The organism is Alkalibacterium thalassium (genome assembly GCF_900101165.1).
In the GTDB taxonomy this organism is placed as follows: Bacteria; Bacillota; Bacilli; order Lactobacillales; family Carnobacteriaceae_A; genus Alkalibacterium; species Alkalibacterium indicireducens.
In genome coordinates this window covers 30,596-44,114 of record NZ_FNFK01000008.1, presented here as the reverse complement: position 1 = coordinate 44,114, position 13,519 = coordinate 30,596, and the positions used below count along the sequence as shown (strand labels likewise).

At 45.5% G+C, this 13,519-nt stretch carries 14 protein-coding genes; 9 read left to right on the top strand and 5 right to left on the bottom strand.

The window, feature by feature from the left end; genetic code table 11:
* Positions 1–33: 33 nt before the first annotated feature.
* The 4 genes from trpB to BLR76_RS03520 all read left to right on the top strand — a co-directional run bounded on the left by trpB (position 34) and on the right by BLR76_RS03520 (position 5,512).
* Positions 34–1,200 carry a tryptophan synthase subunit beta gene (trpB, locus tag BLR76_RS03535; protein ID WP_091265507.1) on the top strand — a complete coding sequence of 389 codons (1,167 nt, stop codon included), beginning with the start codon at positions 34–36 and terminating at the stop codon, positions 1,198–1,200.
* A gap of 130 nt (positions 1,201–1,330) precedes the next feature.
* Positions 1,331–2,779, top strand: coding sequence for an amidase family protein (locus BLR76_RS03530; protein ID WP_091265505.1), 1,449 nt, complete (start codon positions 1,331–1,333; stop codon positions 2,777–2,779).
* A 133-nt stretch (positions 2,780–2,912) separates the two neighbouring features.
* Positions 2,913–4,160: a metal-dependent hydrolase family protein gene (locus BLR76_RS03525; protein WP_091265503.1), complete on the top strand. Its 1,248-nt coding sequence runs from the start codon at positions 2,913–2,915 to the stop codon at positions 4,158–4,160.
* Between the two features lie 419 nt (positions 4,161–4,579).
* The gene (locus tag BLR76_RS03520) at positions 4,580–5,512 is read left to right on the top strand and encodes a nuclease-related domain-containing protein (RefSeq protein ID WP_091265501.1); all 933 of its coding nucleotides are present in this window, start codon (positions 4,580–4,582) and stop codon (positions 5,510–5,512) included.
* Between the two features lie 132 nt (positions 5,513–5,644).
* On the opposite strand, the gene BLR76_RS03515 is transcribed toward BLR76_RS03520, so the two are convergent.
* From BLR76_RS03515 to BLR76_RS03505, 3 genes are read right to left on the bottom strand one after another with little or no spacing between them, the layout of a single operon-like run.
* Positions 5,645–6,517: a MetQ/NlpA family ABC transporter substrate-binding protein gene (locus tag BLR76_RS03515; protein WP_091265498.1), complete on the bottom strand. Its 873-nt coding sequence runs from the start codon at positions 6,515–6,517 to the stop codon at positions 5,645–5,647.
* A gap of 30 nt (positions 6,518–6,547) precedes the next feature.
* The gene (locus BLR76_RS03510; protein WP_091265495.1) at positions 6,548–7,234 is read right to left on the bottom strand and encodes a methionine ABC transporter permease; all 687 of its coding nucleotides are present in this window, start codon (positions 7,232–7,234) and stop codon (positions 6,548–6,550) included.
* Complete coding sequence (locus BLR76_RS03505) at positions 7,227–7,964, bottom strand: methionine ABC transporter ATP-binding protein (RefSeq protein WP_091265493.1); 738 nt, start codon at positions 7,962–7,964, stop codon at positions 7,227–7,229. Before BLR76_RS03505 ends, BLR76_RS03510 begins: the two co-directional genes overlap by 8 nt.
* A gap of 143 nt (positions 7,965–8,107) precedes the next feature.
* Here BLR76_RS03505 and BLR76_RS11990 point away from each other — a divergent pair, with 143 nt between their 5' ends.
* A complete protein-coding gene (locus tag BLR76_RS11990) occupies positions 8,108–8,278 on the top strand; it encodes a hypothetical protein (protein WP_218121385.1) in 171 nt (56 codons plus the stop codon).
* A gap of 428 nt (positions 8,279–8,706) precedes the next feature.
* On the opposite strand, the gene BLR76_RS03500 is transcribed toward BLR76_RS11990, so the two are convergent.
* Positions 8,707–9,225, bottom strand: coding sequence for a type 1 glutamine amidotransferase domain-containing protein (locus BLR76_RS03500; protein WP_091265490.1), 519 nt, complete (start codon positions 9,223–9,225; stop codon positions 8,707–8,709).
* A 167-nt stretch (positions 9,226–9,392) separates the two neighbouring features.
* Between BLR76_RS03500 and mgsA the strand changes: the two genes are divergently transcribed.
* Genes mgsA through ald form a run of 3 tightly spaced genes read left to right on the top strand, consistent with a single transcriptional unit; the run spans position 9,393 to position 11,165 of the window.
* Positions 9,393–9,815: a methylglyoxal synthase gene (gene mgsA / locus BLR76_RS03495; protein ID WP_091265488.1), complete on the top strand. Its 423-nt coding sequence runs from the start codon at positions 9,393–9,395 to the stop codon at positions 9,813–9,815.
* Positions 9,816–9,827: 12 nt separating this feature from the next.
* Positions 9,828–10,025 (top strand): hypothetical protein, encoded by a 198-nt coding sequence (locus BLR76_RS03490; RefSeq protein ID WP_091265486.1) that lies wholly within the window; start codon positions 9,828–9,830, stop codon positions 10,023–10,025.
* A gap of 24 nt (positions 10,026–10,049) precedes the next feature.
* Positions 10,050–11,165 carry an alanine dehydrogenase gene (gene ald, locus BLR76_RS03485; protein WP_091265484.1) on the top strand — a complete coding sequence of 372 codons (1,116 nt, stop codon included), beginning with the start codon at positions 10,050–10,052 and terminating at the stop codon, positions 11,163–11,165.
* A 190-nt stretch (positions 11,166–11,355) separates the two neighbouring features.
* Here ald and BLR76_RS03480 read toward each other — a convergent pair whose 3' ends face one another.
* The gene (locus BLR76_RS03480) at positions 11,356–11,577 is read right to left on the bottom strand and encodes a DUF378 domain-containing protein (protein ID WP_091265481.1); all 222 of its coding nucleotides are present in this window, start codon (positions 11,575–11,577) and stop codon (positions 11,356–11,358) included.
* A 263-nt stretch (positions 11,578–11,840) separates the two neighbouring features.
* Between BLR76_RS03480 and BLR76_RS03475 the strand changes: the two genes are divergently transcribed.
* Positions 11,841–13,511 (top strand): formate--tetrahydrofolate ligase, encoded by a 1,671-nt coding sequence (locus BLR76_RS03475; protein ID WP_091265479.1) that lies wholly within the window; start codon positions 11,841–11,843, stop codon positions 13,509–13,511.
* Positions 13,512–13,519 lie beyond the last annotated feature (8 nt).

Below are 13,519 nucleotides of genomic sequence, written 5' to 3'. Positions count from 1 at the left end.
GGAAAAGTAAATGAATAGGAGAGTGCAAGGATAATGGAGACAGCAAAAGGATTTTTTGGAACATTTGGCGGCAGTTTCGTCCCTGAAAACCTTCAGGCGGCTTTGGATAAGATTGAGGCTGCTTTTGACGAGGCTAGAGAAGATGACGCGTTCAAGAAAGAATATCAGTCGATTCTAAAAGAATATGTCGGCAGAGAGAATCCCCTGACCTACGCCGAACGGTTGTCAGAACGCTTCGGCGGCCCGAAAATCTATCTTAAAAGAGAAGACCTGAATCATACAGGAGCGCACAAGATAAACAATGTGGTGGGACAAATTCTTCTGGCCAAACGAATGGGTGCGCATCGCATTATTGCAGAGACAGGAGCGGGACAGCATGGAGTAGCGACTGCGACGGCCTGCGCGATGTTTGGTATGGACTGTACGATCTATATGGGTAAACTGGACACCGAGCGCCAGGCACTCAATGTATTCAGGATGGAGCTGCTCGGAGCAGAAGTGGTTCCTGTCGAGCAAGGACAAGGGCGGTTGAAGGATGCCGTTGATGTCGCTCTAGGAGATCTGATCGAGAATTATGATCACACATTTTATCTCCTCGGTTCAGCCGTCGGACCGCATCCCTATCCGTCCATCGTCAAGTATTTCCAGTCAGTGATCAGCGAGGAATCGAAGAAGCAGATTCTTGAAAAAGAAGGCAGGCTGCCTGCAGCGGTTGTTGCAGTGGCCGGTGGAGGAAGCAATGCGATTGGCTCCTTTGCTCACTATATTGAAGATACTGATGTGCGTCTAATCGGGGCGGAGCCTGAAGAAGCAGCGACGATGAGCAAGGGAAAAGCGGCGGATCTGCATGGATTCAGAACCCTTGTCCTACAGGATGAAAACGGCAACCCGGCACCAACCTATTCAATTGCTGCCGGTCTGGACTATCCGGGAATCGGACCTGAACATAGTCATCTGAAAGACAGTGGACGTGCTGAATACTATACAGTATCAAAAAAAGAGGTCATGTCTGCCTTCAAGACCTTGTCCGAAACTGAAGGAATCATTCCGGCGCTAGAAAGTGCCCATGCTGTCGCCTTAGTAAAAAAACTGGCGGATGAATTTTCTCCTGAAGAGCCTGTGATCATCACTATTTCTGGTCGTGGAGACAAAGATGTGGCCTATGTCCGGGAGCTGCTTGACTCGGGTGATTTTGACTAGCACAACTTGATGACTGAACGTAACTGAAAGAGGAAGGGGCCTTCGCTGAACAATGTTAAAGGCTCTTTCCTCATTTTGTGTATAATAAAATGAGGAACTAAATACTTAGATAGAACAGGGGAGACAACTAATGGGATTTAACAGTAAAGACTATCTTTTGGGGCAGATAGACAAGCAGCATATTCGTACGAAGAAGAGTCGGTATAAATTAGATCTGGACCATGAAGAGTATCATCTGAGCGATGAACTGAGACGGGAGATTCTATCGAGCGATATACAGACACTTCAGAATTTAGTCAGAGAAGGTAGAACTACATACGCCGAAATTGCGATGTGCTTTTGGAATGAAACAATCAGGCAGAAAAGATACAATGCGGTCATCTCTCTGAATGAGACTATTATTCAGGAGGCTGAAGAACTGGTCTTTGATGACGAGCATGACCTGCTTTATGGTATGCCGGTCCTCGTTAAAGATAATATCAGTGTGAAGGGGATGCCTGTTACAGCGGGGGCTGCTGTTCTTAGAGATTATATAGCTGAGGAAGATGCAGAACTTATCCAGCTTCTTAAAGAAAAGGGGGCACTGATTCTGGGGAAAACAAACTTGACCGAATGGGCAAATTTTATGTCTACTGACAGTTCCAATGGATATTCTGCAGTAGGTGGACAGACGATGCATCCCTTGGGACAGTTTGATGTTGGAGGATCGAGTGCAGGAAGTGCCGCTGCTGCGGCCTTGAGCCTGTCCCCTGTTACCGTCGGGTCGGAAACGGCCGGGTCTATCATCTATCCAGCCAGTCAGAATGGTGTGGTCGGACTTAAACCGACACTTGGTCTAGTCTCTCAAGACGGCATCATTCCCATTTCTAAAACGCATGATACTGCAGGACCGATAGCGAAAACAGTCAAGGATACGTATCTGCTTTTTAAGGGAATGGCGTCAGCAGTTTCAGAAGAAGCAGAGTGGTCTGAAGCAGGATTTAAAGGTGTGAAAACAGGTATCCTGGAAAACGAATCGATCAAGTCCCTCTATAGAGAAGAAGACGAAGAAATAATAGAAGATGTTCGGCAGAAGCTGAAAGAAGCCGGAGCGATCCCATCTGAGTATTCTTTAGATGAAAAGGCACTTGAAGTAGACTATGTTCCGGTTCTGAAGTATGAATTCAATACAGGGATCAAGTCTTTTTTCAATCAGAGTCGGACCCATCCACTGACTCTTGAGAAAATTAGAGCGTTCAATGAAGAAGAAGGGGAAGATCAGACGGCCCCTTTCAATCAGGAGCTGCTGATTCAGTCAGCCGGTGTTGAAGAGACTGCTGAAGACATCACTCAGATCATCACATCCAATCAGACGGTTACACGACAGGCACTGGAAAAAGCCTTTGACTCCGTGGATGTTCTTCTGACATTAAGTAATTATGCGACCGCTATCTATTCCGCATCCGGTTATCCAGCAGTCACCGTTCCTGGATATGTTCGCGCAACCGGTGAGCCTATTGGCATAACCCTTATCGGCCAGGCCGGAGAGGATGTCCTGTTAATGGAACTGGCCTATGCTCTGGAGCAGATTATTCAGTAAAGGGTACAGACAAGCAGGTCATTATATCAGGGTGGTTAAATTAGAATAAAGCCATTTGGTTTTAATCTTATTATAGTAAAGCGGCTGGACTTCGTATACACTAGTAAATACACTAATTAATAGGGGAGATACTATGGGAAAAACAGCTATAAACAACGGACGTCTAATTGATGGACTTGGCGGACAGCCGGTCAGCGATGGGCTGTTTGTATTTGAAGGAAACACCTTGCTATACGCAGGAGAAGCGGAAGGATACACATTGACTGGAGATGAAACGATAGTCGATGCCGGAGGAGGAACCATCCTCCCAGGACTTATCGATGCCCATGTTCACGTCATGATGGAGTTTGAAGGGGTTCAGAAACGACTGGAGACTCCTTTTTCCTACAGATTTTACCAGGCTGCCCAGTATATGAGGAAGACACTGGATGCCGGAATCACATCTGTCAGAGATGCATTAGGGGCAGATTTAGGTGTGAAGAAAGCTGTGGAAGAAGGATTGATCGCCGGTCCGCGTCTGCAGCTGAGCATCAATGCACTGACGATCACCGGTGGACATGGTGATGGCTATACTACATCTGGTCAGACGGTTGAACTGCTTCAGGCCAATTATCCGGGTATGCCTGACGGGCGGGCAGACGGTGTGGAAGAAGTCCGGAAGAAAGTCCGTGAACTGCTTCGTGCCGGAGCTGAGGTCATTAAAGTCCATGCGACGGGTGGCGTACTCAGCCCGACCGACCATCCGGAGTTTACCCAGTTTTCTCTGGAAGAACTGAAAGTCATTGTGGAAGAAGCACGTTTCAGAAAAGGTGTGCGAGTCATGGCCCACGCTCAGGGAGCTGAAGGGATCAAACAGGCCGTCCGGGCAGGCATCCATTCAATTGAACACGGCATCTTTCTGGATGACGAAGCTATTGATCTGATGAAAGAAAACGGAACATTCCTGGTACCGACCTTGCTGGCGCCAGTATCCGTTCTGGAACTTGCTGAAGAATCCGGGATGCCTGATTCAGCTGTAGAGAAGTCCAAGGAAGTCATTGAGATCCACAAGGAAAGTGTCACTAAAGCTCATAAAGCAGGAGTTAAAATAGCTATGGGTACTGATGCTGGAGTCATGCCTCACGGACTCAATTTAAGGGAACTGGAACTCATGACCGATGTGGGGATGACACCGATGGAAGCAATCGTGGCTACCACAAAAACGGCAGCTGAGTGTTTAGGATGGGAAGACAAAGTCGGCACCCTTGAGAAAGGAAAACTGGCTGATATTGTCATCGTTAAAGGTGACCCCCTCGAAGACATTGCGAGCCTGGCGGACACCGATACCATTCAATATGTCGTCAAGGACGGCAAGGTCGAAAAAGACACCTTAACTAAATAAGATGATTTGAAAACAGCCGACTGGATCGGCTGTTTTTTCGTTCTGAAAGGGTTGAGAGGATGATACTAGTCAGCTGACGAGTATCGTCTATATAGAAAAAGTGAAAAGTCGTCAGTGGGATGATGCTGGGTGTAGTGTGGGAGGATCTTATAGCCAACTCGCTATGTCTTATCCACACGAGTGTGTTGTAAGATGCGTTTTACAACCAACTCGAATCCTCTTTTTTTTCTTCAGTTTGTCACAAGATTCCCCCCCCCATCCCCCTGGTCTGTTCAAAAAACACGTAAACTAAGAGCCTGCAGCTGAATCTACGCTAAACGAGGCGACTCCCCATATAAATATAGCAGTTAAAAAAACTCAAACAATTTTAGTCAGTTTTTCGATAAAAAGACAATGAGTATAGTAAGGAGGCGAACGAAATGGAGATATTAAAAGCAAGACAACCATCCGACTTGCTCAGAGGACTGAATTACTTGGATAAACGGTTTGAATTGAAGGAGCCGGAGAAGCGTTACCTGATTAATCTGCAGAAAGGATTAAGTGGAGAGACCGCATTTGACGATAAAATAAATAAGCATATCGATAAGCAGGCCATCGTACTGAATGATCTGCTTCTATTGAACAAAGGACTGTCTTTTAAAGTGGACTCCCTGCTGATTGCCTCACACGGGGTGTATATATTCGAAATCAGGAACTATGTTGGACGCTACGTCAGGCATATGGAAGGCTTCAGTACGATACATGGGGAGGAGGTGGCGAATCCGCTGATTCAGCTGAATAGATCGGCATCTGTTCTTAGTCAGCTTCTGAAAGAGTGGGGAAGTGAGCTGAAGGTCACAGCTCATCTGGTGTTTATCCATCCACAATTCAGTTTATACAATGCGAGAGTAGAGGATCCAATCATCCTGCCGAATCAGATCGATGAGTACCTGGAGGATCTCAATACAAAAAGCCGAATGCTGAGCAGGGATCATCACGATCTGGCCAGACGCATACTCAAACTGCATGACGATGACAGTCCCGTGCAGAATCAGCTGCCGTATTATTCCTATAAGGAGTTGAAGAAAGGGTTATCTTGCAATGCCTGCGGATCTTTTGATCTTCTGATTACTCAACGGTCCTGTTACTGTAAATCCTGTTTCGTTAAACGTGCAGTAACGGATGTAATTCTGGATAATATAGAAGAACTGCAGTTTCTCTTTCCTGAGACCACTCTGACGACGGCTAAAGTAAACGAGTGGTGCGGGGATGCGGTTCATTTCAGACGGATGAGAAAGGTGTTGAAAGAGCACTATACAGCGACAGGAGCCACTTCCGGGAGAGTATATGAGCAGACAGTGCCCCGGCGCTGATGAAGACAAAACTGGCAGTACAAAAAATGCCCGACCATAGGGATCAGCCTGCAGGAGAAATACTCCGTACAGGACTGGAATCCGACTGGGCGGGCAGAAAACTGACTGGTTGTTCAGTCAATTTAGTTCAAACTAATTATTCACTTCAAAAGCTGGTTCCAGATGGCCGTTTTCGGCAAGATCATCAAGGAAATCATAGACTTCCTGGCTGGTAAAGGCGTCCTTAAGGGCCTGGATAGCATCAGAATCCTGGTTATCTTCTCTTGCTACAAGCTGGATCGCGAAAGTAAAGTCTTCATCATCTTCCAGGATAAGTGCATCTTCAGGTGTCAGCCCAACTGATTCAATATAAGTCGGATAGTTGAATACCAGTTCCACACCGTCTTCGTAGGCAGCTGACAAGTTTAGCAGATCGATACTTGTAAAGGTCAGATCATACGGATTTTCTTCAATATCATTTACAGTGGCTTCGAAGCTGACATCCTCACTCAATGTGATCAAATCGTAGTGATCCAGAATCATCAGAGCACGGGCTTCGTTTGACGGGTCACTTGGAAGTGCTACTTCTGCTCCTTCTTCAATATCATCGATCGATTCATAGACTGGAGAATAGAAGCCTACAATCGCATTATAGATAGGCTGGATAGCTACCAGGTTACCGTCTCGTTCTGTGTTGAACATTTCCATGAACGGTTCGTGCTGGGCGAAGTTGGCATCCACTTCATCATTAAGAAGAGCTTCGTTGTACTGGATATTGTCGGATACTTCTACAAGTTCGACACTGTATCCATCCTCGATCACATCTCCGGCAATTTCAACGATATCGGTCATCGGAGGAAGGTGAGAAGCGACTTCAATGACGACCTCTTCACCATTGCTGTTTCCCGATTCTTCTGTTGTTTCTTCATCTGTTCCATTTATCTCATCGACTGTTTCTTCAGTGGCGTCACCGCAGGCAGCCAATAGCAGAGCAGTACTTCCTAAAATTAGGGTTTTTTTGAACATAATAATCTCTCCTTAAGTCTTTTTCATTCATCATCTTTTATCCAGTTTTCTTGCAAGAGCCAGTCCGAGCCATTGAAATATCTCAACGAGTACAATGATCAGGACAATGGCGGTATACATAATATCTGTTTCGTAACGCTGGTAGCCAAAGCGGATGGCAAAATCACCGATCCCTCCTCCACCGACAACGCCCATGATCGTCGAGTAGGACACGAAACTGATCACAGCAGTTGTAAAGCCGATGACCAGACTGCTCCTGGCTTCCACGTAAAGGAATTTCCAGACCAGCTGCCAGTTTGTTGCGCCCATAGATTTTGCCGTTTCGATGATGCCTTTTGGTACTTCCATCAGAGACTGTTCAACGAAACGGGCATATAAGGCAATCGCAATCACTACCATGGGGAATGATGCAGCAATGGGGTCGCCAGTCGCTCGGCCGTATACTTGCCGGACAAAGGGCTGCATGGCTACAACTAACAGCAAGAAGGGGAACGACCGGATCACATTCACCAGAATATTTAAAAGGCGATTGACGAACCGATTAGCCATAGGCCGAGTGTCAGCTGTCAGATACAGTAGCGTGCCAACTGGTATTCCAAGAAGAATAGCAGCAAGCATGGCGAAAAACAGCATGATGCCTGTCTCCCATAAACTGTCGAGCAGACGCGGTGCGAATTCAATGATGCGTTCTATATATATCGAAATAGAGTCAGTCACTAGTCAGCACCTCGATTGCACGCTCAAGATACGGTCGATCAGTCAGTTTGTCTTCTGAACGAGTGATATCTACAATTTGCCTGACTTTACCGTATTCCATTAAAGCCGCCCGTGTGCACAGGGCTTTGATGACCGGAAGTTCATGTGTGACAACGACAATGGTCATTTTGAACTCTCTGTGTGCCTTTTTTAAAACAGCTACGATGTCTTCTGTAGTATTCTGATCCAAAGCGGATGTCGGCTCGTCGCATAATAGTAGTTTTGGCCGTGTAATAAGGGCACGGGCTATACCAACTCGCTGTTTCTGCCCCCCGCTGAGCTGCTGAGGGTAGCTGTGCTTCTTGTCGCTCAACCCGACGAAATCGAGGACTTCGTCTACGGTCAGAGTTTGATCATAGTTATGGAGAGTCAGAGGTAATCTGATATTTTCAGCTACTGTTTTATTGTTGAGCAGATTGAACTGCTGAAAAATCATGCCAATTTGCTTCTGTTCCATACGCAGGTCTTTCTTTGACAAATGAGTCAAATCAACACCGTCTACGGTTACGGAACCAGCATCGGGTGTCTCAAGTGCATTGATCATACGGAGAAGAGTCGACTTTCCTGCCCCGCTTTCACCTATGACACCGAATGCTTCACCTGTCTTTATGTCGAGTGAGATATCCGTGAGTGCAGCCAGTGTCTGGTTTTTACTGAAAAACGTTTTTTCTATCTGACGGAGTTGTATCAAAGTGTCTATAGACCTCCTTCATTTACGTCGCTGTTTAAACAACACTGCCAATTATATGTAGGAACAGCAAGGGAAGCAATAAAATGAGTCATTAATGTGTAATAAAAAACAGATAATGTCCAGCATGGAATAGACGAAGGTGATTGACGAAGAAGGAATGGGAAGCGGTAAATCAAGGATTTGGAAGCTCAGGTAGCTTTCAAATAGTAAGTGGCAAAAGAGAGTTTTTGAAACAATATTGTACTTTACATGAGTTTTCTGCGATAAAAAACCACCTGCTGAGTGAACAGCAGGTGGCAAAAAAGGAGTGGTAACTTGTCACTTTGGAGGAGTGCAAGTAACCAAAAATAAGTTGGTTGTTGTGGGTATGAGTAAAGTATAGTCTTTAAATTTGAATTTACTGTGACTAATCCATGATGAATTACCGCTTTCTTTTTCAAAGTAAATCAGGAAGATAAGGAAATGAATATAATAAAAAGCCACCTTTTCCTCTAGAAAAGGTGGCTGGGGATAAGACTAAACGTCTCAGTTTATTTGAGTAACCCATTCAATCCGGGGAGAAAGAATAATGGTCTCAAATAGTGTTTATCTTTTCAAAGATGATGAATGATTCGGGGGAAACATTCATCATCTTTTTGGGGAGAAAAGAACCGTGTACTTAAATTCCACATTCATAGTGTAGCAAAACTATCTGGAAAAATCCTTAAAATTGCCTAAGCATTCATCCAAATAAAATGATAATTTACTCACTTAATGCATCGACCATTGCTTTGTTGAAAGCAGGAAGATCATCAGGCGTACGGCTTGAAATCAGACCTGAGTCATCTATAACAACTTCCTTGTCATAAAAATTGGCTCCGGCGTTTTTAAGATCCACCGCCACCTGCTTAACTGAAGTGATGTCTTTTCCTTTTACTACTTCAGCATTGATCAGAAGCTGAGGTCCGTGGCAGATAGAGAAAATAGGTTTACTGTCGTTTGAGAACGAACGGGTAAACTCCAGGAATCGGTCATCCTTACGCAGCTGGTCTGGAGAAAATCCCCCAGGAATCAGTAGGGCATCGAAGTCTTCCGGAGAGACATCATCAATGCTTTTATCGATAGTCACCGATGCTTCTCCTTTTTTACCCTCTACTGTTTCACCTGCTTCAAATCCGATCGTAGTCAGTGTATGACCTGCCTTTTCCAGTTCTTCTTTAGGGGAAGTAAATTCCACGTCTTCAAATAGTTTTGTTATAACGACTGCAACTTTCTTGCCCATTCTTGTAATTCCTCCTTCATTTATTCTAGTCACAGTTTATCGACTCACCATAGATCCTTCAAGTAAAACGATTCACGGTAGAGATACTCAATTTTTTATTCAATAAGCTGCTCTGTTTTATGTTATGATGAAAAAAATACGACATTTTAAGGAGGAGTATTCCCTTTATGAATATTGCGTTGATTGCCCATGATAAAAAGAAAGATGATATCGTAAAAATTGCAGCAGCTTATAAGGTCATTTTGGAACAACATGACCTCTTTGCTACAGGAACGACAGGAAAGCGAATTTCAGATGAAACAGGTCTGAATGTCCACCGGTTTAAATCTGGTCCGCTCGGCGGGGACCAGCAGATTGGTGCCTACATCTCTGATAATAAGATGGATCTGGTTATATTTATCCGTGATCCTCTTACTGCACAGGCCCATGAGCCAGATATATCTGCATTGCTCCGCCTGTGTGATGTCTATGAAATTCCTCTAGCTACAAATATAGGGACTGCTGAAGTTCTGCTTAGAGGACTGGATGCCGGCTTTTACAGCTGGCGAGATGTCTCAAGAGGCCAGGACCGCGATTCACTACATTTTTAAAGGGGTGCTGACATGCTGCTGATTATCGGATTAGCATTGCTTATTTCAGGCTATTTGTCATTCAGGTTTTCAGATCAGCTTAACCCTGGAAAGCGCGGGCGTAGAGCACAGACGGAGTTTCCGGAATGGTTCCCGCAGCTTAAGAAAATTGGCGGGCTGCTGTTCATGCTTACTGGCCTGCTTCTGATGATAGCTTACTTTATAATTTAATTAACTAATGGAAGGATTGTCGCTATGATTATTGGTCTACCTAAGGAAATAAAAAATAATGAATACCGTGTAGCTCTGACCCCTTCGAATGTCGGACGACTGACAGACAACGGACACCGTGTCCTTGTAGAAAAAGGAGCGGGGGAAGGAAGTGGGTTTATAGACGAGCAGTATGCTGAAAACGGTGGAGAGCTGACAGAATCGGCCGGTCAAGTCTGGAAACAGGCTGAAATGATCATGAAAGTGAAAGAACCGCTGAAAGAGGAGTACACTTACTTAAGAAAAGGGCTGATCCTCTTTACTTATCTTCATCTGTCAGCTGCTCCCGAACTGACTCAAGCACTGGTGGATCATGAAGTGACGGCTATCGGCTACGAGACGGTTGAAAAGAACGGCAAGCTGCCGCTGCTGACGCCGATGAGTGAGGTGGCAGGAAGAATGGCTGTCCAGATCGGTGCGCATTATCTTGAAAGACATGCGGGGGGAGAAGGAATTCTCCTAGGTGGAGTAACCGGTGTGCCTAGGGGGACTGTAACGATCCTCGGTGGCGGAGTGGCAGGAGAGAATGCTGCTCGGATGGCTGTTGGGATGCGTGCAAAGGTAAACATCATCGAACTGAATCCTCAGCGGATGAGAGAACTCATCCAGTTGTTCGGAAGCAATGTGCAGACCCTAGCTTCAAATCCAGCCAACATTGAGAAAGCTATAAGTGAATCTGATCTGGTGATTGGTGCTGTTCTTGTGCCGGGACGAAAAGCACCAAAACTGGTGACAGAAGACATGGTTAAGTCAATGAATAAAGGAGCTGTGATCGTCGATATTGCTATTGATCAGGGGGGTAATTTTGAAACGTTGAGCGAGCCGACAACTCATGATGAACCGGTAGTGGAAAGGCACGGCATTCTCCATTATGGTGTGGCCAACATTCCAGGGGCCGTACCAAAAACGTCGACAGTGGCTCTGACTAATGATACGGTTCCTTATGCTCTGAAGCTTGCGGAACTGGGTGTTGAAGATGCACTGAAACGTGATGCAGGTCTCGCCGCCGGTCTGAACGTATACAAAGGACATGTGGTCAATAAGGCAGTGGCTAAGGATCTAGATTATGAATTCAAAGCTTTTGAAGAGCTGACTAAATAAACTTTACGATTAGGGACAGGAGATGCAGAACGATCTGCATACTCCTGTTTTTTGAACAGGAATCATAGGGCTGTGAGGAGATAACATTTGAGGCCTACTTAAGTCTGAAACAGGTCGAAGCTTACAATAAATGTCTGAAAAAAAAGCCCAGTCACAGGGTGATGGGCTTTCAGTCAGCTTGTCCAGAAGGTTAGCGGTCTCTCAGCCGACTGCCACCCCGGGGTGTGAAGGAATAGTACTTGAAGCACCATAAGGCACTCAAGCCGATAAGTATATAAACGATACGTGTTCCCCATTCTTCAGCATTGCCGAATAAGGTTTCTGCAGCATTGAACCCGAACAAACCGATAAGTAATAGATGAATGCCGCCGATGATAAGTAATGTCAGTGCGGCGCGGTCAATTATTTTCAAAATGAGCTCCTCCTAAATGTTCTTATATTATAATCATACGAAATTTAATGAAAAATGTCGATTGTTTCTCATTGAGCAGGGGATAATTTTAACCTGCCCCTATGAAAAGGTGAAAATGGATAGAAAAAAGAAATTAAAGTGGGCTCATAAACACTCTATGTTATACTGAAAAAGTAAAATCGGAAGTGATGTGTAATCACTTCCAGAAACTTGTGTCCAGTTAAATGGATCAGTCTATCATCATCAGCAGGAGGGATAAAAAAATGGTAAAAAGTGATATCGAAATAGCTCAGTCAACAGATATGTTCCCGATTGGAGACATTGCTCAGAAATTAGGAATCGAAGACAATGCTCTTGAACATTACGGCAAGTATAAAGCGAAAGTGGATTACAGTGCACTACATAATCATGCGGGGAAAAACGGCAAGCTGATCCTGGTGACGGCTATCAATCCGACTCCAGCTGGAGAAGGGAAAACCACGACCTCTGTAGGTCTGGGAGACGCGCTTCAGAAAATTGGCAAGAAAACGGCCATCGCTTTGCGTGAGCCCTCGCTTGGACCGGTTTTCGGAATCAAAGGTGGGGCTGCTGGCGGTGGATACGCTCAGGTGATTCCAATGGAAGACATCAACCTTCATTTCACAGGTGATATTCATGCCATTGGGGCTGCCAACAATCTGGTAGCGGCGATGATCGATAATCACATTTATCAGGGAAATGAACTGAATATAGATCCGAGACGCGTGACTTGGAGACGGGCAATGGACATGAATGACCGTCAGCTCCGCTCGATCGTCAGCGGGATCGGCGCTCAAACGAACGGGATGCCAAGAGAAGACGGGTTTGATATTACCGTTGCTTCTGAAATCATGGCTGTGTTGTGTCTGTCCAGTTCAATGGCTGAAATGAAAGATAAACTGAGAAACTGTCTGATTGGTTACACCTTCGATAATGAACCAGTGAAGCTGGGAGAACTTCAAGCTGAAGGAGCGGTATCGGCGCTGCTTAAAGATGCGCTCAAACCGAATCTGGTTCAGACTCTGGAACATACGCCGGTATTCATCCACGGCGGACCATTTGCCAATATCGCTCATGGCTGTAACAGTATGCTGGCCACAAAAATGGCATTGGCTCATGCAGACTATGTCGTAACCGAAGCGGGCTTCGGTGCTGATCTGGGAGCTGAAAAGTTCATCGACATCAAATGCCGCCTGGGAAATATCAAACCCGATGCAGTGGTCATTGTTGCTACGATCCGTGCGCTTAAAATGCATGGGGGGGTAAAGAAAACGGATTTGGATCAGGAGAATACGCAGGCTTTGAAAAAAGGCCTACCTAACCTGCTTAAGCATATAGAAAATATCCAGGAGACTTTCTCTCTTCCTGCTGTCGTTGCGATCAATACTTTTCCTGGTGATACTCAAAATGAACTGGATGTGCTGAGGGAAGCTATTGAAGAAACGGGAAGCAAGGTTGTCCAGTCAGATGTCTGGGCCAAAGGCGGAGAAGGCGGAGTAGAACTGGCTGAAGAAGTCGTCCGAATGACCGAAGAAGAGTCTGACCTGAGCTACGCTTATGAACTGAGTGACCCAATCGAAGAAAAAGTAGAAAAGATCGTCCAGTCTGTCTATGGCGGAAAAGGAACGGAATGGAGCAAAAAAGCTAAGACGATGGCGAAACGTCTGGAAAAAATGGGGTATGGGGATCTGCCGATCTGTATGGCGAAAACACAGTATTCCTTGTCAGATACAGCGACTGCTTTAGGTCGCCCAACAGATTTCAATGTCAACATCAGAGATTTGACTGTGTCTGCAGGGGCAGGATTCATCGTCGTCCTGACAGGAAATATCATGCGTATGCCTGGTCTTCCGAAAGTGCCTTCTGCGGTACATGTGGATGTGGACGATAATGGCAAAATTTCCGGACTGTTTTAGGAGGCTTA

Excerpts from the sequence above, each read along its gene's own strand:
- trpB (WP_091265507.1), top strand. The coding sequence starts at position 34 with ATGGAGACAGCAAAAGGATTTTTTGGAACATTTGGCGGCAGTTTCGTC.
- BLR76_RS03500 (WP_091265490.1), bottom strand. The coding sequence starts at position 9,225 with ATGGGCAAGAAAGTTGCAGTCGTTATAACAAAACTATTTGAAGACGTG.
- BLR76_RS03525 (WP_091265503.1), top strand. The coding sequence starts at position 2,913 with ATGGGAAAAACAGCTATAAACAACGGACGTCTAATTGATGGACTTGGC.
- ald (WP_091265484.1), top strand. The coding sequence starts at position 10,050 with ATGATTATTGGTCTACCTAAGGAAATAAAAAATAATGAATACCGTGTA.
- BLR76_RS03520 (WP_091265501.1), top strand. The coding sequence starts at position 4,580 with ATGGAGATATTAAAAGCAAGACAACCATCCGACTTGCTCAGAGGACTG.
- BLR76_RS03475 (WP_091265479.1), top strand. The coding sequence starts at position 11,841 with ATGGTAAAAAGTGATATCGAAATAGCTCAGTCAACAGATATGTTCCCG.
- BLR76_RS03515 (WP_091265498.1), bottom strand. The coding sequence starts at position 6,517 with ATGTTCAAAAAAACCCTAATTTTAGGAAGTACTGCTCTGCTATTGGCT.
- BLR76_RS03530 (WP_091265505.1), top strand. The coding sequence starts at position 1,331 with ATGGGATTTAACAGTAAAGACTATCTTTTGGGGCAGATAGACAAGCAG.
- mgsA (WP_091265488.1), top strand. The coding sequence starts at position 9,393 with ATGAATATTGCGTTGATTGCCCATGATAAAAAGAAAGATGATATCGTA.
- BLR76_RS03490 (WP_091265486.1), top strand. The coding sequence starts at position 9,828 with ATGCTGCTGATTATCGGATTAGCATTGCTTATTTCAGGCTATTTGTCA.